Here is a 17,121-nt window from a genome sequence, read left to right as displayed (position 1 = left end):
CGCCGTCGATGACCAGCACGTCGCCCGGTAGCGCGGGTGAGGCGGGTCGGGTGAACTGCGGGCCCGGCCATCCGGGCACCCACCGCCGCAGGACCCAGCGGGCTGCGGGGACCTTGTCGGCGGTGCGGACGACCCGGCCCGCGAGCTGTGGCCGGCGGCGGGACAGACGGGTCCATCGCACGTCACGGCGCCGCCACGCCATCTGCGCCCACCCGACCACCGGCGGCATCCCGCGGCGGATCACCAGCACCTTCCCTGCGGGCAGGTTCGCGATCTGCGCCGGAGACAACACCGAGGTCTTTCGGGTGCCGCGGGCGACGGTGTTGCCGCGCGGGTCCAGGGTGTCGGCGGGCTCGTCCCGCTCGCCGGTGAGGGTGGACCAGAACTGGAGGTCGTCGCGGTCTCGGGTGCCGCCGAAAACCATCACCTGACAGCGGCCAGTCCAAGCTCCCCATAGGCGGCCATTTACCGCCCCGGTGATGGCCGGCGTTCTCCCCGCTGACGGCCAGATATCTCCCCGGTGATCCACAGCAGATGACCGGCGGCGAGGGTCTGCCGGTGAAGCGGAGCGAGGAGATCGTGGAGATTCTCGAGGCCTACGACCTCACGGGCAGTTACCGTGCGGCGGCCGAGCTGGCGGGGTGTGACCACCACACCGTGGCCCGATACGTGGCGCTGCGCGCGACCGGGGAGCCGGTGGTGGCCCGCGAGCACCGGGCCCGACCGATCGACGCCTACCTGGCCAAGATCGAGGAGCTGGTGGCCCGCTCCAACGGGCGGGTGCGCGCCGACATCGTGCATGAGCGCATCGTCGCGATGGGCTTCACCGGAGGGGAGCGCACCACCCGTCGCGCGGTGGCCGAGACGAAGGCGCGGCTGCGCGCCGGGCAGCGGCGGGTGCTGCGGCCGTGGGTGCCCGAGCCGGGTCTGTGGTTGCAGTGGGACTGGGCGGAGGGCCCACGGATCGGCGGGCGCCGGACGAACCTGTGGTGCGCGTGGCTGGCCTGGTCGAGGTTCCGGGTCGTGCTCGCGGTCTGGGACCGCACCCTGCCCACGATCGTGGCCTGCCTGGACACCACCCTGCGTCGTTTGGGTGGGGTGCCGACCTACGCGCTGACCGACAACGAGCGCACCGTCTCGGTCGACCACGTCGCCGGAGTGCCGGTGCGCAATCCGGAGATCGTTCATGTCGCCCGCCACTACGGGATGACCATCCGCACCTGCGTGCCGGCCGACCCGCAGACCAAGGGCGGCAGCGAGGCGACGGTGCGGATCTCCAAGGCCGACCTCGTCCCCACCGAGGTCAACCTCGCCGACGAGTACCGCGTGTTCGGCCAGCTCGAAGCCGCCTGCCGAGGATGGTGCGAGAAGGTCAACACCCGCCCGCACCGCGAGACGAGGCGGCCGCCGGTGGAGATGCTCGCCGAGGAACGCCTGCGCCTGCACCCCTTGCCTTCCACTCCGTTCACGGTCGCGTTCGGCACCACCCGTCGGGTGAACTGGGACGCCACCGTCTCGGTCGAGGGCGTGCGCTACTCGGTGCCCCACGAGCTGGTCGACACGCGGGTCTGGGTCCGCTTCCACGGCGACGACCTCATCGTCACTGCCGTCGGGCAGGACGGGCCGGTCCAGGTCGCACGGCACGGACGGTCGACCCCGGGCAGCCCGGTCATCGACGACGCGCACTACCCGCCGCGCACCGCCGCGGCGAACGCGCACGGCGAGCGGACACCGCGGGCCACCAGCGCTGCGGAGGCGGCGTTCCTCGCGCTCGGGCCGGGCGCTGCGGCCTGGCTGGTCGAGGCGGCCGCGGCCGGGGCCCGCGGGGTCCGGCGGAAGATGACCGAGGCCGTCGCGCTGGCCAAGCTGCACCCGCCCGGGCAGGTCGACCAGGCCCTGGGCACCGCGGCGATCGCGGGACGGTTCGCCGAGAACGACCTGTTGCGCATCCTCGCCCACCAAGCCGGGGAGACCGTCGCCAAGCCCGCCACGCAGGCGAGTGAGACCCACAGCCTCCAGCCGGGCACCGCCGCCTGGTCCGGCTTCGGCCTAACTCCTGGCCCCGAACCAGATCCTGACCCCGGCACTGAGTCCGGCACTGGGTCCGCTGGGCCGCAACCGACTGGAGAGCCCGCATGAGCGCTACCACGACACCGAGCTCGGCGGGCGTTGCCGGCTCGGCCGGTGATCCGCTGGCCGAGGCGGTCGAGCTCACCCGCCGGCTCAAGCTCCCGCACATCCGCCGCCACCTGCTCGAGCTCATCCCGACCGCGCGAGCCCAGCGCTGGGACCACGCCGAGCTGGTCCGAGTGCTGCTCGCCGAGGAGGCCGCCGGCCGGGACGCGACGAACCTGCGGACCCGCCGCGCCCGCGCCGGGTTCCCCGCCGGGAAGACCCTGCAGGACTGGGACGCCTCGGCCTCGACGATCCCGCGCCCGACCCAGGACGCGCTCACCAGCCTGGAATGGGTCGGCCGCCGGGAGAACCTCTGCGTCTGCGGCCCGTCCGGGACGGGGAAGAGCCACTTCTGCGAAGCGCTCGGGCAGGCCGCGGTCGAGGCCGGGATGACCGTCGCCTGGTTCACCATCGAAGACCTCGGCGCGTTCGTCCGCCGCCACCGCGCCGACGACTCGATCACCCGCGCGCTGGCCCGGCTGATCCGCACCGACCTGATAATCGTCGACGACATCGGGCTGCTGCCCGTCTCACCGGATGCCGCGGAGGGCTTCTATCGGCTCGTCGACGCCGCCTACGAGCGGCGCTCGCTGGCCGTCTCCAGCAACCTGCACCCCTCAGGGTTCGACGAGATCATGCCGAAGACCCTCGCCACCGCCACGGTCGACCGGCTGCTCCACCACGCCCACATCGTCGTCACCCAGGGCGACAGCTACCGCCTCGCCCAGGCCACCTCTGGCAAGGGGGTGAGCCCGTTGACCTGACCCGGGCACGACCCCAGGCGGGGAAATATCTGGCCGCCGTCGGGGAGAACCAACTGGCCACCAGTGGGGAGAACTACTGGCCGCCAACGGGGAGAACGAGCTGGCCGTTGACAATCACCGCGCCGGCGTTGTTCAGGATCGTCGCCGCCCCGTGCGCGCCATAGCGGGCGAGCAGCTGCGCGCGGGACTGGACGACCACGAGGATCGACACCCCACGCCCGCCCATGTCCGCGGTCCACGACTCCAACGGCACAGGACAGATCAACGCGGCCTCGTCAAGCGCGAGCCGCAACCCCGGGTCGAGACGCCCGCTCGGCTTGGTGGCCGCGATCCGGCGGGCCTCGCGGGCGATGAAGCCGGTCAACGCGCACACCAGCGGCGCCGTCGGGGACTCCTCCCCGCCGAGTAGGAACACCGTCCCCCGCACCATCAGCAGGTCACCGACGTCGAGCGGGCGCGCCCCCTCGGGCCCGAGAGCGGCCGCTGCCCTCGCTGGTGCGGAGGTGAGCCAGCCGAGCGCGGGCATGATCGTCGAGGTGATCGAGGTTCGGGTGCGGTCGTTGGTGGTCACGAACTGCTCGAACGACACCCCGAACCCCGGCTCCGGCGACCGGCGCAGCAGCGCGGTCACCTCCTTGCGCGCGGTCTCGGGGTCGGCGGTCCAGTCCATGACCTCGCGCATCGACCTGTGCCCCAACGCCGCGGCGTGCAGCAGCGCCTCCAACACTCGGCGGCCCTGCAGCTCCCAGTACTCCCGATCCCCACCACTGGACGACGACACGGCCGAGAGCAAGTCCGCCGCACGCTCCGCTGCGGCGACGGGGTCCTGGCAGCCGGTCAGCGGGTCGAAGGTGACCGTCGAGACGACCTCACCGAGACCGGCCGGGTTGAACACCAGGACCGGGCCCTTGCGCTCCCGGTACGGGGTGCACAGTTCGAGGAGGTCCAGGCGGGTGCTGGTGGCCAGGACGGCGCCGGGGGCGTCGATGATCTGCCCTGCCAGCCAGCCGGACTTCCCCGACCGCGGCCCGCCAACGGAGACGACGACGTCCTCGTTGGACGACCACACCCACTGCCCACCCGAGCGGCACAACCGCACCGCCACCTCGGGGACCGGGAGGGTCATCAGCTCCCACCGCGACAGCACCTCCAAGGACGGGCGCACCGTTGGGGCGCGGCGCAGCATCGCCGCAGACCCGCCGAAGCGGACAATGTCCATCGTCGAGGCGACCCCGGACTTGCGACGGGACCGAGCGCCCCACCGGGAGACGACCGATGCCGACCGCGTCCACCGGTACCGAAGGAGGACCAGCAGACCGAGGGCGGGCACGAGCAGTAGCGGCCACGGCAGCGCTTTGATGATCGTGAACGCCGGCAGCAGTGCGAGCAGCCCGAGGCCGAGGGCGATTCCTCGAGCCCGCCGGGCCCAGGCCAGCACCGCGGCGGCGATCAGGCCGAGCAGGAGGAGCGGAGTCGGGCTCAGCAACACATCCATGAGTCAGTCCTCCCAACCCGTGCGCTCGCGCCATGCCCGCACGTCGGGTAGATGCCGCGCGCAGTCGTCGGCGTGGCCGGACTCGTTGTCGACCGGTTGCGACTCGAACGGCCCGCGATCGCTCACCAGCTCGCCGCACGAACCGCAACGCCACGAAGTCGAGGGCACGTGAAACAGCTCGCGCGGTCGCTCCGGCTCGCGCCGCTCGACCACCAGGGCGAACGCCACCTCGCCAACCGGGTCACCGTCATCCGGCAACCCGAGCGCGGCGCCGACCTCGTCCCACGAGCGGCCCGCCGCTCGCGACGCCTCGACGGCGTCGACCAGCACGCGGCGGGCGGCGTCGCGAACCACCGCCGCGGCCCGTACACCGGGCAGCGGGTCGACCAGCCGTCGCCGGGTCAGCATCTGATAGCCCTCGATCGGCTCGATGACCACCTGGCCCTCGAACTGCTCGACCGCGACCTCCTCCATCAGCGTCTGAAACCGACGCGCGATCGCGCTCATCGGACACCTCCGCAGGACAGACCGGCAGCCCAGCGGTCGACCGTCCGACGCGACACCCCGAACTCGACCGCGACCCGCGGACGCGGGATCCCGTCGGCGAGTGCCCGGCGACCGGCGGCGATCACCTCACCCCGCTCGCGCGGCGGCAGGTCCCTCGCTCCGACCGGCACGACGATCGTCGGCCGCATCCCGTCCGGACGCTGGATGCGCCGGCCGCGGCGAAGCTCGGCGCGCTCGTGCTCGTCGAGACCGCCCGCCACCCCGTGTGGGAGGGACACGATCGCCCAGTCCAGGCACTGCGCCCGCACCGGGCAGCCCGAACAGATCACCTTCGCTCGCGCCACCTCCCCCTCACGCACCGGGCCCGCCTCCGCGACGGGGAAGAACACCTCCGTGTCCACGTCGCGGCACCGTGCACTTGCCGGCCGGGCCTGCCCTTCGTCTGCGTCTCGCCCTACCATCGGAACTTCTCCTGCCGTCTGCTGATGTGCGGTGAGAACGGCCCGGCGGCTGTGTCCCGCCAAGAACCCGTCGCCGGGCCGACCCACCCCTGAGTTGTTGTTCGTCGTCCTGGCCGTCATCCACCGGCTCCCGCCTCGTCCGGTTCGCGATCCGTCAGGGCAGGTGTTGCTGCGTCATCGACGACGTCGAGGAACGTGCCGATCGCAGCCGGCAGGCCTTGGCCGACCGGAGTCGCGATGAACAGCACCAAGGCCAAGAGCGCGAACGCGATCGCACCTCCCGCCGACCGTGACCTCGCGCAAATGAAGGCGCCGACGATCGCCACGAAGATGAGCACTCCGACTGCCTGCACGGCTCACCCATCCGTCGCGACGGGGAACGACCCGGACCTGCATCGCGGCTCGGCCACCGCTCGCCTGCGCCAGCACGCCGCCTGACGTCGAGCTTCCTGCTCAGCGACAAGAGCTGCCCGCCACACCGGGCGGAGGTCGGCAACCTCGAATAGCTGTGACCACACCCGGGCTTCCGACTCGAACAGCGACGCCAGGCGCTCTGCGCGGTTCTCCGCGGACCGATCAGCCAGGAGGCCCGCGCGCAGGCGCCCGATCCGCTCGACGGCCATATCGATCTGCTTGAGGCCGCCGTTCATCGCGGCTGGGCCGGAATCAACGGATGGACTGCGGGCCGTTCCGCCGCGGACGACTCAGCGGCAGCGACGAGCGCGTCGATGACCTTGGCCGGAACGATGTAGCGACCGCGAATACGCACGGCCGGAAGCTCGCCGTCCCGGATGGCGCGGTAGACCGTCATCCGCGACATCCGGAACATCTCGGCCACCGCCTTGACGTCGTAGAACAACGGTGTTCCCGTGGACTGCTGTAGAGCCATAACTGCTCCTCCAGTTCCTGGTGAGTACGCCCCCATGGAACCGAGGAAAGGCCAGCTCAAGGAGGTCTCCCAGCTAGTCCGCAACTAGTCCACAACCTGGTCCGTCCTGGCCAAATAGTCGGAGCTTCCCGCTACTCTCAAGACCGAGATCCAGTGAAGCTGAGGGGGCGAGATGACGAGCAGGAACCAGGCGAGCCAGCTTCGTCAGCTACGCGAACAACGCGGCTGGACCCAGCAGGACGTCGCCGAGCAGATCGCCCGCCTCGCCTGGCTCCGCCGCCGCAAGCAAGTGGGCGTCAACGGCGACATGGTCGCCAAGTGGGAGCGCGGGGTGAAGACGCCCAGCCGCCCCTACCGGGAGCTGCTCGCGCTGCTGTTCGGCGTGCGCGCCAGCGAGCTCGACTCACCGGTGGAGGTCGTCCCGCAACCGACGTCGGGAGAGAGCGACCACCTCGCCGACCTGACCGTGATGGCCGATCTGTTCGGGCAGCTCGGCCCAGCCGGGATCGTGCTGCAGCCGAAGCTGTTCGAAGTCTGGAAGGAAGAACTCATGCGCCGCCGGGTGCTACTTAAGCTCGCCACGTTGGCCCCCGCCGCCGGGATCGCACTTCCGGCGTCATCGGGTGGACTGCGAGCGACGCCTGATCTCGTCGCAGGCTTCGATGACCTGGCCACGCGCTACCAGACCCTCTACCACTCCGCCGCGCCGAACGTTCTGATGGCACCTGTCGTAGCTCATCTGGGAACCATCCGCGACACTCTGACTGCGAGCGCCACGCCCGGCCTCCGCCGCAAGCTGCTCGCGAACCGTGCACGAGTGGCCACCCTCGCCGGCCGCATCGCCTTCTTCGACCTGCACGACCCGATGCGAGCCCGCGGCTTCTACAACCTCGCACTCGAGTCAGCCCGCGAAGCCGGCGACCACCTGCAAGCGGCCTCGGCCCTCGGCCACACCGCATTCATCCCGGCCGCGGAGCTCAGTTACCGTGCCGCGCTCGACTACCTCCGCGGAGCCGCCACGCACATCGCCCAGCAGCCACACGGTCCGGTCTCCTCGTGGCTCGCCGCGGTCGAGTCCGAGATGCACACGAACGCTGGCGCCGAAGGCGCCGCCATGGCGGCAATCGACCGCGCCCGCGCAGCGATGTCCGCCCCCGGGCTGTCGGCGGAGTTGCCCTGGTTCGACTTCTACGACAGCACCAGGCTCGACGGCTTCGCCGGATACGTTCAGCTCCGTGCCGGCCGCTCGACAGACTCACTCCGCACCCTCGAAGGTGCCCTCGGCCGCCTGCCACCCGAAGCCGTCAAACAGCGGGCGGTGTTCCTCTGCGATCTCGCCACGGCACACCTGCACAACGGCGACCTGGACCAGGCCTGTCGAACCGCCGCAGACGCAGCCGATCACCTCCACCGAGCCGGCTACGCCACGGGCTCCGACCGTCTGCGAGAGTTCCGGGCAGCCGTTCAACCCTGGAACGCCTCACCTGCCGTTCGTGCACTGGACGACCAGCTCACGATGATCGCCTGACCGGAAGGACCCTCGCTCGTGCCCATCCGCGCCGTCTGGTTCGACGTCGGCGAGACCCTGATCGACGAGTCCCGCGAGTACGGGACCTGGGCAGACTGGCTCAGCGTCCCCCGACACACCTTCTCCTCCGTGTTCGGAGCCGTCATCGCCCGCGGCCAGGACTACCGTCAGGTCTTCCAGCACTTCCGCCCCGGCTTCGACCTCGACAAGGAACGACAAGCCCGCCTCGACACCGGACTGGGCGAGTACCTCAACGCCCAAGACCTCTACCCCGACGCCCGCCCATGCCTGCAACAGCTTCGGGACGCCGGGTACTTCGTCGGCATCGCCGGGAACCAGACCCTGCGAGCCGGCACCTTCATCCGCGAGCTGAACCTGCCCGCTGATCTCATCGCCACATCCGACGACTGGGGCGTGAACAAGCCGTCGGAGGCGTTCTTCGACAAACTCATCGCCGTCTCCGGTCACCGACCGGAAGAGATCGCCTACGTCGGGGACCGCCTCGACAACGACATCGCGCCCGCCGTGCGGCGCGGCATCAATGGAGTATGGGTCCGTCGCGGCCCTTGGGGCTTCGTTCTCGAACCGGGCGGCACGGCCCCCACAACGTTCGACGACGCACCGCCCACCCTCACGGTCGACCATCTGTCGGATCTTCCTGCGCAGCTCGCAGAGCTCTGATGTGCCATCCTGCACCAAGACGACCCGGGCCTGAGGGTCGTCCCCGCACTTCGCCGACGACCCTCCAAGGTGGCCTGCCGCACCACTGGAGTGATGCTCCCAGAGCGAACGGCGTTCATCGACGAGTCGTTCAATGAGCACCCCACCGAAGCTTCTATGTGCTCACCGCGTCCCGGTTCGACGCAGGAGGCCTGGAGCGTGGCAATCTGACTCTCGACGAACCCAAGCCCGACGAGGCGTACGTACCTCATCGGAGCCTTGATCAGCTACGCGGGTCGCTGCCCGGAGCGTAGCCCGGACAGTGCGGCTACATCGTCCAGGGCGACGTGACGAAGGTCAGCAGCGGTTCGGACTCGCCGGGCACCTTGACGTCCATCTCGTAGTCGCGGATGTTCGTGTCGTCGCCGCCGGCCCGGCGGACTGCGGCCGCAAGGATGCGGTGAAGGGCGACCGGGTCCGTCGGGTCAGCAGCGGTCGAGAACTTCGCGACCTCGCTCCCCCGGTGCCGGACGATCAGCGTGAGCAACCTGATCGCCGGTGGAGCAGAAGGGGCGGCTGGCACCGACGGCTCGGCTGCTGGCACAACGGACGCCAGCTCCTCTGCCGGCCCAACAATACGGAGCTGGCCGCGGCCCTCTCGCGCCAGCATGCCCCACTCGGTCAACAGGACAAGAGACCGCTTTGCCGTCGGGAGCGAGACTCCGTGCTGCTCGACAAGATCTGGAGCGGAGGGAGCCGAGTCACCCGCAATGAGGCGCCCATCCGCGACGTCTCGAGCCACGGCCGCGGCGACGCGCTGGTACGGGTACCGGGGCGAGGCCCTGATCCACTCGGCGTCGTCCATCTCCGCCGGGCGCTGCGGCATCCCCGCACCGAGCCCCTTGGCCGCCCGCTGGTCGGCCTCCGAGACCCACGCGGTGTACGCCTTGAGCGTCGTCGTCCCGCCTCCGCCGTGCCCGAGCCTGCCGGCCACGGTCCGCGGGTCCACGCCGCCGGCGATCAGCTCGGTTGCTGAGTAGTGGCGGAGCTTGTGGATCGTCGTCTCGATGCCAAGGCGGGCGACCATGCGGTCGTAGCGCTGGGTCACGCTGTCCGGGGTCAGAAACGTCGAGCCGTCCGGCGCCGCCGAGAACAGGTAGGCGTCCGACCGGTACTCGGCGCCCACGGCGGTTGCGCGAGCCCTACAGCGCGCCAGGTGGTCTCGCAGCACCGCGACCGTCTCGGCGTCGAGCGCGATCCGACGCTGCTGGTGCGTCTTCAGGTCCGCCTCGGTCCAGCCGGCCCCGGGTTCGCGCCTGATCGCTCGGCGAAGCCAGATGGTCTCTCGACCTTCGTCGAGGTCCACAGCCGAGACCCGGATGCCACAGAACTCGCCGCGGCGCGCGCCCGTCGTCATGGCCGTCCAGACCAGCGTTCCCCAGTCAGGGTCTCGCCACGACTCGTTCACGATCCGCGCCGCCTCGGCGGCCGTGGGCGGCTGCGGGTTCGGCCTCGGCGGCGGAGGAGGCTCGGCCTGCGCCATCGGGTTCACGGCCAACCACCGCCACCGGACGGCACGCTTGTAGGCGCCGGACAGGATGAAGTGGATGTGCCGCACGGTCGTCGGTGCGAGGGGCCTGCACTGGTGGGGGGTGCAGCGGTCATTGCAGTCGTGCGGCTCGGCAGAGTGGTGATCGACCCTCCGTCGACCTGCGCAACGGGAGCGGCACCGCAACAGCTCTCCGTAGAACGAGTCGAGCGTCTCGGGGTCGAGCTGGCTGACCCGCAGGTGTCCGAGCACGGGCTTGATGTGGTTGCGGACGTGCGTCCGGTAGAGGTCGAGCGTCGTCGGCGAGCCGGAGAACTGGTCGAGGTAGCGCTCCAGCAGCTGGTCGATGGTCGCCTTCGTCCGGGGGTTGCGCTTGGCGGACACCTCGGCGAGCAGCCGGGTCTTCACGTCCTCGGCCTCGCGCCACGCCTTCGGACCCGCAGGGACCGACTCGCGGAGGTAGTGCCGACGGCCCGTGACGGGGTCGATCCCCGCGTACACGGACACACGCAACGAGCCGTTCGCCCGGGTCTCGATGGACCCCCGAGCACGGTTGTCACCAGCGCCGGAACGTCGTGGCATGGGGGCAGGATAAGCGAGGTTCGCACCCCGCGTGATCCCCCGAGATTGGCCTGACCCAGCTGGCTGGAGCTAAGAACCGCTGGTCAGAGGTGGAGCGGGCGACGGGAATCGAACCCGCGTAGCTAGTTTGGAAGACTAGGGCTCTACCATTGAGCTACGCCCGCATGCCCCTGGATCGCTCCGAGGGCCTCGCCAGGATAGCGGATCATCCGGCGGGCTCCGGCAGGCTCCCCGCCGTCTCCCGTCTAGACTTCGGCGGCACGGGGTGTGGCGCAGGTTGGTAGCGCGCTCGGTTTGGGGCCGAGAGGCCGTGGGTTCGAATCCCGCCACCCCGACCAGTCAGTAGGCACGGTCGCTCGGGCCGTGGTCGAGGATCTCGATGTAGCCCGCGGAGCCGTGCACGCGGATGCGGGCGCCGTCGGGGATGCGGGTGGTGGCGCCCTCCACCCCGACGACGGCGGGGAGGCCGTACTCGCGGGCCACGACGGCGCCGTGGGTCATCAGGCCGCCGACCTCGGTGACGAGCCCGGCGACGGTGACGAAGGCCGGGGACCAGCTGGGGTCGGTGTAGGCGGTGACGAGGACGTCGCCCGCCTCGAGGTCCGCCGTGGCCAGGTCGAGGACCACCCGGGCGCGGCCCTCCGCGGTGCCCGCCGAGACCGGGAGGCCGACCAGGGCGCCGGGTGGGACGTCCCGGCCGCGGTAGCTGCCGGAGAGCGTCTCGCCCTCGGAGGTGAGCACGCGCGGCGGGGTGAGGGCCTGGTGTGCACGGAAGGCGGCCCGCCGCTCCTCCAGCAGTGCGGGCGAGACCCGACCCGTGCGCACCACCTCGGCGAACTCGTCCAGCCGGAGCAGGAACAGGTCCGCGCGGTCGGCGAGGACCCCCGCGGCCACCTGCCGGTCCGCCTCGGCCAGTAGCGCCTCCTTGTAGAGCAGGTACCGGCTGACCATGCCGAACTTCGGGTACTCGCGGTACCCGATGAAGGTCCGGAGCCGGGCGATCGCCGCCGCGGTCCGTGCGGCCTTCGCCTCGCCGTCGGGCAGCGCGCGCAGGCGCGTGAGCAGGTCCTCCTCCATCGCCCGCGCCTGCGCCAGGCCCTCCTCGACGCGTCGGCCGCGCTCCCCCGGCGCCATCGTGTCGACGTTGCCGAGGATCAGGGGCAGCAACGCCGTGGGCTGCTCGCGCCACCGCGGCCGGGCGATGTCGATCTCGCCGACGCAGCGGGCGCCGTAGGCGTCGAGGTAGTCCTCGATCGCCCGCCGGGCCGTCGCGCCGCCCTCGAGCGCGGGCAGCCGGTCGAGGAAGTCCTCCCGGGCGGTGCGCAGGAACTCCACTATCTGGGGGAAGGGGCGGACGGCGTCGGCGACGTCGAGCAGGGCGAGACCCATCTCGGAGGTGACGTTGTGCGGCGCCGACCGGGTGAGGACGTCCGCCGCCCCGGTCTCCCCGAGCCACTCCCGCATGTGCTCGTCCAGCCAGGTGGCGGCGTCCATGCCGGACAGGAAGGCCCGGGCGCTGCGGGGGTCGTGGAGCACGCGGCGGAGCTCGGCGAAGTCGGCCTCGACGAACTCGACGAGCGCGGTGCCGGTCAACCCCGCCAGGCCCTTCGCGGTCGCCGCGAGCGAGGCCCGGGTGCCCGCGATCAGCTCCTGCACCAGCGCGGGGTCGGCGGCGATCGGCGGTGGCCCGCCGCCCAGCACCGGGGGCACCGCGGCGCCGTCCTCCTCGTCCAGCGGGATGAACCCCCTGTCCAGGACGGTCTCCAGCGCGTCACGCATCAGCGGGTCCGAGGTACCCATGACGCTCAGGAACGCGCGCCGCAGGGCGGGTGAACGCAGCCGCGGGGTGGCGTCCGCGAACAGCCTGCTGCCCGCCTCCGCCATGGGCATCGGCGTGGTCCGCTGCCAGACGGAGAGCCCGAGCGGCGTCATCGCGTCGGTCATCATCTGCTGGTGCCCGACGGAGAGGTACACGTGCGGGCCGCCGTCGTTCGGCGGGACGGGGAACAGGGTCGTGATCGGACGGCTCTGCACCACGGAGAACGCGCCGTCCCCCGCCAGACACCACTCGATGTCCTGTGGGCTGCCGAAGTGCGCCTCGATCCGCCTGCCCAGCTCCTCCAGCTCCCGCACCTGTGCCTCGGACAGGGTGTCGCCCGAGCCGGACACCGCGCCGGCCCGCACCGCGTAGACGTCCGGGTCGACCCGGCCGGACACCAGGGCCTCACCCAGCCCGTGGACGGCCTCGATCCGGGTGACGGTGCGGTTGGACGTCAGCGGGTCGGCGGTGAACAGCACGCCGGACACCTCGGCGGCCACCATCTCCTGCACGACCACCGCCATGGCGACCCGGCCCTCGTGGATGCCGCGCTCGGCGCGGTAGGCCACGGCACGGTCGGTGAACAGCGAGGCCCAGCAGGTGCGGACGCGCTCCACGACCTCCCCCGGCGGGACGTCGAGGAAGGTGTCCTGCTGGCCCGCGAACGAGGCGTCCGGCAGGTCCTCGGCAGTGGCGCTGGACCGGACGGCGTACCCGCCCGTCCCGAGCGCCCCGGTGATCTCGGCGGCGAGGTCCGCGGGGACGGGTGTCCCCTCGATCGCCGCTCGCAGCGCGGCAGCGGACCCGGGGAGCCCCTCGACCAGGGCGGCGAAGCCCGGCACCGCGTCGACGAAGCGGCGGTAGTCCTGCACGGGCACGACCACGCCCGGCGGGACGCGCACCCCGGTGATCCGGGCCAGCTCCCCCAGGTTCGCGCCCTTGCCCCCGGCGACGGCACCCGCCGACCGGTCCACCTCGTCGAATCCCAGCACCATGCGATCCCCCGATCCGCGCAGCTCACCGCTCCGGCGGGAGATCTTGCGCCCCCACCGGGGGCTTGCCGCAAGTCCCCCGCGGCGCTATACGTTGAGAGTGGCCGGGACGCTAGGGTGTCGCGGTGGACGAGCATGACGACGCGCCGGACTCCATGGCGTTCGTCGTCGAGGCGGACGGGCTGGTCCGGCTGAGCTGGCGCCAGGGCGTCGCGATCTCCGGCGAGCTGGCCGAGCGGGCGATGCGCCGGGTGGACGAGCTCAACGGCGACACCGAACACCCGCTGCTCGTGGTGATGCGCGGGACCGGGTCGCTCAGCCGGGAGGCCCGCATGGTGTTCGCCCGCCGCTGCACGGCCAGCCGGATCGCGCTGCTCGGCAGCTCCGCGGTCGACCGGGTGCTGGCGAACTTCGCCCTGGGCGTGCGCAGCCAGCCCGTCCCCACCCGCTTCTTCACCGACGAGGACCTCGCCCTGGGGTGGTTGCGGGGATGACCGACCCGGCCGACGCCCGGCTCGACCAGCTCGTGGACCTGGTCGTCGAGCTGGCGTCCGGGCGCCTCGACCGGCGGATGCCGGTGTCCGACGCCGGGGACCGGATCGACGCCGTCGTCATGGGGCTCAACATGATGGCCGAGGAGCTCGCCGCCCTCAACGAGGATCTCGAGGCGCGGGTCGCGGAGCGCACCCAGCAGCTCCACACCGCGCGGCAGGAGCTCGAACGGGTCGCGCTCTACGACCCGCTGACCGGGCTGGCGAACCGCTCCCTGCTGGGCGACCGGATCGAGCGGGCCATGGCGCACGCCGAGCTCGGCGCCGCGCCGCCCGCCGTGCTGGTCCTCGACCTGGACGGCTTCAAGGCGGTCAACGACACGTTCGGCCACGCCGTCGGCGACCTGCTGCTGGTCGAGGTCGCAGAGCTGCTGCGGCAGGTCGTGCACGAGACGGACACCGTCGCGCGGCTGGGGGGCGACGAGTTCGCCGTGGTTGTGCTCGACGGCGAGGTCGAGCCGGTGATGGAGGTGGCGGACCGCATCCTCGCGGCGCTGGCCCACCCGGTGCACGCGGGCGGGCACGCCTGCTGGGTCGGGGCGAGCATCGGGGTCTGCTTCGCCACCCGCGGACAGCGCGCCGACACCCTGCTGCGGGATGCCGACACCGCGATGTACGCGGCCAAGGCCGAGGCGCCGGGGACCGTGCAGATCTACGAGCCCGCGATGCACGCCGCGGCGCTCGCCCGGCTCCGGCTGGCCGAGGACCTGCGCGGCGCGCTCGCCGAGAACCGGCTGGAGGTGCACTACCAGCCGATCGTCGAGCTGGCCGGGCGCGGGCTGGCCGGCGTGGAGGCGCTCGCGCGCTGGAACCACCCGGTCCGCGGGCCGCTGCCGCCCGAGGACTTCGTGGCGGTGGCGGAGGCGACCGGCCTGGTCGTCACGCTGGACACCTGGGTGCTCGACGCGGCCGTGGCCCAGCTGGCGCGGTGGCGGGCGACCGTGCTCGGGGACCGGCCGTTCGGGCTGCACGTGAACATCTCACCCGTCGGGTTCCGGTCGCCGCGCTTCGCCGACACGGTCGCGGCCTGCCTGGCCCGCCACGGGGTGCCTGCGCGGGACGTGCTGCTCGAGGTCACCGAGACGCAGATGATGGGCGAGGACGCGCAGACGCTGCAGACGATGGAGTCGCTGCGCGCCGCCGGTGTCGGGGTGGCCATCGACGACTTCGGCACGGGGTGTTCGTCCCTGACCTACGTGCGCAGGCTGTTCGTGGACCTCATCAAGATCGACCGCTCGTTGATCACCGGCCTGGACTCCGACGCGGGCACGCACCGGGTGGCGGCGGCGCTGCTCGCCGTCGTCGACGCGTTCGGGCTGGCCGCGGTGGCCGAGGGGGTCGAGACCGAGGCCCAGGCCACCGCCCTGGAGAAGCTCGGCTGCCGGTACGGGCAGGGCTGGCTGTGGGGAAGACCGCTCCCCGCGGCCGAAACGGAGCAGCTGCTGCGGACGACCGTCCACCGGTGAACGTCCGTCGGGCCCGGCTCCTCCTCCACGTCATCCGGCTCAGCCTGCGCGCCCCCCGGGACCGCTCGACCCGCTGGGAGCGCTACTGGGCCGAGACGGACGAGGTCCTGTGGGACGCGCAGGACCCCGCCGAGGCCGCGCACTACGCCGCGCTGCTGGCCCGGCACGCCGATCCCGCGCTGCCGGTCGTCGACCTCGGCTGCGGCAGCGGCCTGGTGACCCGGGCGCTGGGCGACCGCGTGGTGGGGGTGGACATCGCGCCCGCCGCGGTGGCGCGGGCCGGGGCCGGGGACTTCCGGGTCGGCGACATCACCGACCCGGCGCTGGGCCGGGCGCTGCACGCCGAGCTGGGCGACTGCACCGTGTTCCTGCGCGGCGTGCTGCACATCCTCGACCCGGCCGCCCGACGCCGGGTGGCCGAGACCGCGGCCGCGCTCGTCGGGCGCCGGGGGTCGGTCCTGATCGCCGAGACGGACTTCCCGGGCCCGCTGCTCGGCTACCTCGAGAGCCTGGGTGCGGGCCCCCACGGCATCCCCCGGCCGCTGGCCAGGGCCCTGGAGACCGGGATCCCGCGGCCGCGGCCCTTCGGCGACGCCGAGCTCGCCGACGCGTTCCCGCCCAGCCGCTGGGAGCGGGTCGTCGTGGACCACTCGGCCACCATCGCGGCGGTGCCGATGCGGGCGGCGGGCGTGCGGGAGCAGATCCCCGGGCACCTCGCGGTGCTCCGGCCGGTCACAGGCGCCGCACAGCAGACCCACAGCCCGACTCCCTAGCGTTCGTCCCATGCCGAACGAGATGTCGCACTCCCCGGCCTACCGGGGCCGCCGCCTCCCCCGACCCGACGAGGAGGTCGTCGACCAGGGGCTCGCGTTCGACATGGGCACGCTGCTCGGGCGCAGGCGGATGCTGCGCGTGCTGGGTGTCGGGGCGGCCACCCTGGGTCTGGCGGCCTGCGGGGCGGGCACCACGACGTCGAGCGCCGCGACGGCCACCACGAGCGCGGGCGAGATCCCCGACGAGACCGCGGGCCCCTATCCCGGGGACGGCTCCAACGGGCCGAACGCGCTGGCCGAGAGCGGGATCGTCCGCAGCGACATCCGCTCCAGCATCGGCACCGGGTCGGCGACGGCCGAGGGCGTTCCGATGACCCTGGAGCTGACGGTCGCCGACCTGGCGAACGGAGGCTCGGCCTTCGCGGGTGTGGCCGTGTACGTGTGGCACTGCGACCGGGAGGGTCGCTACTCGCTCTACTCCGAGGGCGTCGAGAACGAGAACTACCTGCGCGGTGTGCAGATCGCGGACGCCGACGGCACGGTGCGCTTCACGAGCGTCTTCCCGGCCTGCTACCCGGGCCGGTGGCCGCACGTGCACCTCGAGGTCTACCCGGACGGGGCGAGCATCACCGACTCCGCGAACGCCGTCGCGACCTCGCAGGTCGCGCTGCCGCGGGACGTCTGCGAGGCGGTCTACGCACAGTCCGGCTACGCGTCCTCGGTGCCGAACCTCGCGGAGCTGAGCCTCGACACCGACGGTGTCTTCGGCGACGACGGCGGCGCGTCCCAGCTGGCGACCGTCACCGGCGACCCGACGGGCGGCTACGCCGTCTCGTTGCCGGTCCGGATCGACACCCGGACCACCCCGTCGGCCGGCGGTGGGGCTCCGGGCGGACCACGTCGCTGAGGA

The 17,121-nt window shown here is 72.2% G+C and carries 15 protein-coding genes, 2 tRNA genes and 1 pseudogene; 9 read left to right on the top strand and 9 right to left on the bottom strand.

Annotated elements, in window-relative coordinates; translation table 11 throughout:
• Positions 1-424, bottom strand: a pseudogene (locus tag L3X23_RS34990) (type IV secretion system protein VirD4); the annotation flags it as partial.
• A 134-nt stretch (positions 425-558) separates the two neighbouring features.
• Between L3X23_RS34990 and istA the strand changes: the two are divergent.
• A complete protein-coding gene (istA, locus tag L3X23_RS34985; protein ID WP_237197903.1) occupies positions 559-2,139 on the top strand; it encodes an IS21 family transposase in 1,581 nt (526 codons plus the stop codon).
• Entirely contained in the window at positions 2,136-2,939 is an 804-nt protein-coding gene (gene istB / locus L3X23_RS34980; protein ID WP_237190164.1) for an IS21-like element helper ATPase IstB, read from the top strand. Before istA ends, istB begins: the two co-directional genes overlap by 4 nt.
• 73 nt (positions 2,940-3,012) lie before the next feature.
• Here istB and L3X23_RS34975 read toward each other — a convergent pair whose 3' ends face one another.
• The 5 genes from L3X23_RS34975 to L3X23_RS34950 form a co-directional block, all read right to left on the bottom strand.
• On the bottom strand, positions 3,013-4,434 hold the full coding sequence (locus L3X23_RS34975) for a type IV secretory system conjugative DNA transfer family protein (RefSeq protein ID WP_237190163.1): 1,422 nt from the start codon (positions 4,432-4,434) through the stop codon (positions 3,013-3,015).
• Positions 4,435-4,437: 3 nt separating this feature from the next.
• Positions 4,438-4,941 carry a hypothetical protein gene (locus L3X23_RS34970; RefSeq protein WP_237190162.1) on the bottom strand — a complete coding sequence of 168 codons (504 nt, stop codon included), beginning with the start codon at positions 4,939-4,941 and terminating at the stop codon, positions 4,438-4,440.
• Positions 4,938-5,402 carry a WhiB family transcriptional regulator gene (locus L3X23_RS36525; RefSeq protein WP_308116852.1) on the bottom strand — a complete coding sequence of 155 codons (465 nt, stop codon included), beginning with the start codon at positions 5,400-5,402 and terminating at the stop codon, positions 4,938-4,940. Before L3X23_RS36525 ends, L3X23_RS34970 begins: the two co-directional genes overlap by 4 nt.
• A 116-nt stretch (positions 5,403-5,518) precedes the next feature.
• On the bottom strand, positions 5,519-5,740 hold the full coding sequence (locus tag L3X23_RS34955) for a hypothetical protein (protein WP_237190161.1): 222 nt from the start codon (positions 5,738-5,740) through the stop codon (positions 5,519-5,521).
• Positions 5,741-6,048: 308 nt separating this feature from the next.
• On the bottom strand, positions 6,049-6,261 hold the full coding sequence (locus L3X23_RS34950; protein ID WP_237190160.1) for a helix-turn-helix domain-containing protein: 213 nt from the start codon (positions 6,259-6,261) through the stop codon (positions 6,049-6,051).
• A gap of 202 nt (positions 6,262-6,463) precedes the next feature.
• Here L3X23_RS34950 and L3X23_RS34945 point away from each other — a divergent pair, with 202 nt between their 5' ends.
• Together L3X23_RS34945 and L3X23_RS34940 are read left to right on the top strand one after the other, a co-directional pair.
• A complete protein-coding gene (locus L3X23_RS34945; protein WP_237190159.1) occupies positions 6,464-7,819 on the top strand; it encodes a helix-turn-helix transcriptional regulator in 1,356 nt (451 codons plus the stop codon).
• Positions 7,820-7,837: 18 nt separating this feature from the next.
• Positions 7,838-8,500 carry an HAD family hydrolase gene (locus L3X23_RS34940; RefSeq protein WP_237190158.1) on the top strand — a complete coding sequence of 221 codons (663 nt, stop codon included), beginning with the start codon at positions 7,838-7,840 and terminating at the stop codon, positions 8,498-8,500.
• A gap of 307 nt (positions 8,501-8,807) precedes the next feature.
• Here the strand turns inward: L3X23_RS34940 and L3X23_RS34935 are convergent, their stop codons facing one another.
• Both L3X23_RS34935 and L3X23_RS34930 read right to left on the bottom strand, forming a co-directional pair.
• Positions 8,808-10,610, bottom strand: coding sequence for a tyrosine-type recombinase/integrase (locus L3X23_RS34935; RefSeq protein ID WP_237190157.1), 1,803 nt, complete (start codon positions 10,608-10,610; stop codon positions 8,808-8,810).
• Positions 10,611-10,700: 90 nt separating this feature from the next.
• A tRNA-Gly gene (locus L3X23_RS34930) sits at positions 10,701-10,774 on the bottom strand.
• A gap of 97 nt (positions 10,775-10,871) precedes the next feature.
• Here L3X23_RS34930 and L3X23_RS34925 point away from each other — a divergent pair.
• Positions 10,872-10,948 (top strand) — tRNA-Pro (locus tag L3X23_RS34925).
• A 1-nt stretch (position 10,949) separates the two neighbouring features.
• On the opposite strand, the gene L3X23_RS34920 is transcribed toward L3X23_RS34925, so the two are convergent.
• The gene (locus tag L3X23_RS34920; RefSeq protein ID WP_237190156.1) at positions 10,950-13,424 is read right to left on the bottom strand and encodes a phosphoenolpyruvate synthase; all 2,475 of its coding nucleotides are present in this window, start codon (positions 13,422-13,424) and stop codon (positions 10,950-10,952) included.
• Positions 13,425-13,546: 122 nt separating this feature from the next.
• On the opposite strand from L3X23_RS34920, the gene L3X23_RS34915 reads away from it, so the two are divergent.
• From L3X23_RS34915 to L3X23_RS34900, 4 genes are read left to right on the top strand one after another with little or no spacing between them, the layout of a single operon-like run.
• Positions 13,547-13,915: a hypothetical protein gene (locus L3X23_RS34915; RefSeq protein WP_218129982.1), complete on the top strand. Its 369-nt coding sequence runs from the start codon at positions 13,547-13,549 to the stop codon at positions 13,913-13,915.
• Complete coding sequence (locus L3X23_RS34910; RefSeq protein ID WP_237190155.1) at positions 13,912-15,438, top strand: bifunctional diguanylate cyclase/phosphodiesterase; 1,527 nt, start codon at positions 13,912-13,914, stop codon at positions 15,436-15,438. The genes L3X23_RS34915 and L3X23_RS34910 overlap by 4 nt, the downstream gene beginning before the upstream one ends.
• A complete protein-coding gene (locus L3X23_RS34905) occupies positions 15,435-16,211 on the top strand; it encodes a class I SAM-dependent methyltransferase (protein ID WP_237190154.1) in 777 nt (258 codons plus the stop codon). The genes L3X23_RS34910 and L3X23_RS34905 overlap by 4 nt, the downstream gene beginning before the upstream one ends.
• Positions 16,212-16,221: 10 nt before the next feature.
• Entirely contained in the window at positions 16,222-17,118 is an 897-nt protein-coding gene (locus tag L3X23_RS34900; protein ID WP_237190153.1) for an intradiol ring-cleavage dioxygenase, read from the top strand.
• Positions 17,119-17,121 lie beyond the last annotated feature (3 nt).

The sequence above is a fragment of the Pseudonocardia sp. WMMC193 genome, from assembly GCF_021728735.1.
Lineage (GTDB): Bacteria > Actinomycetota > Actinomycetes > Mycobacteriales > Pseudonocardiaceae > Pseudonocardia > Pseudonocardia oroxyli.
This window is presented reverse-complemented; position numbering and strand designations above follow the sequence as displayed.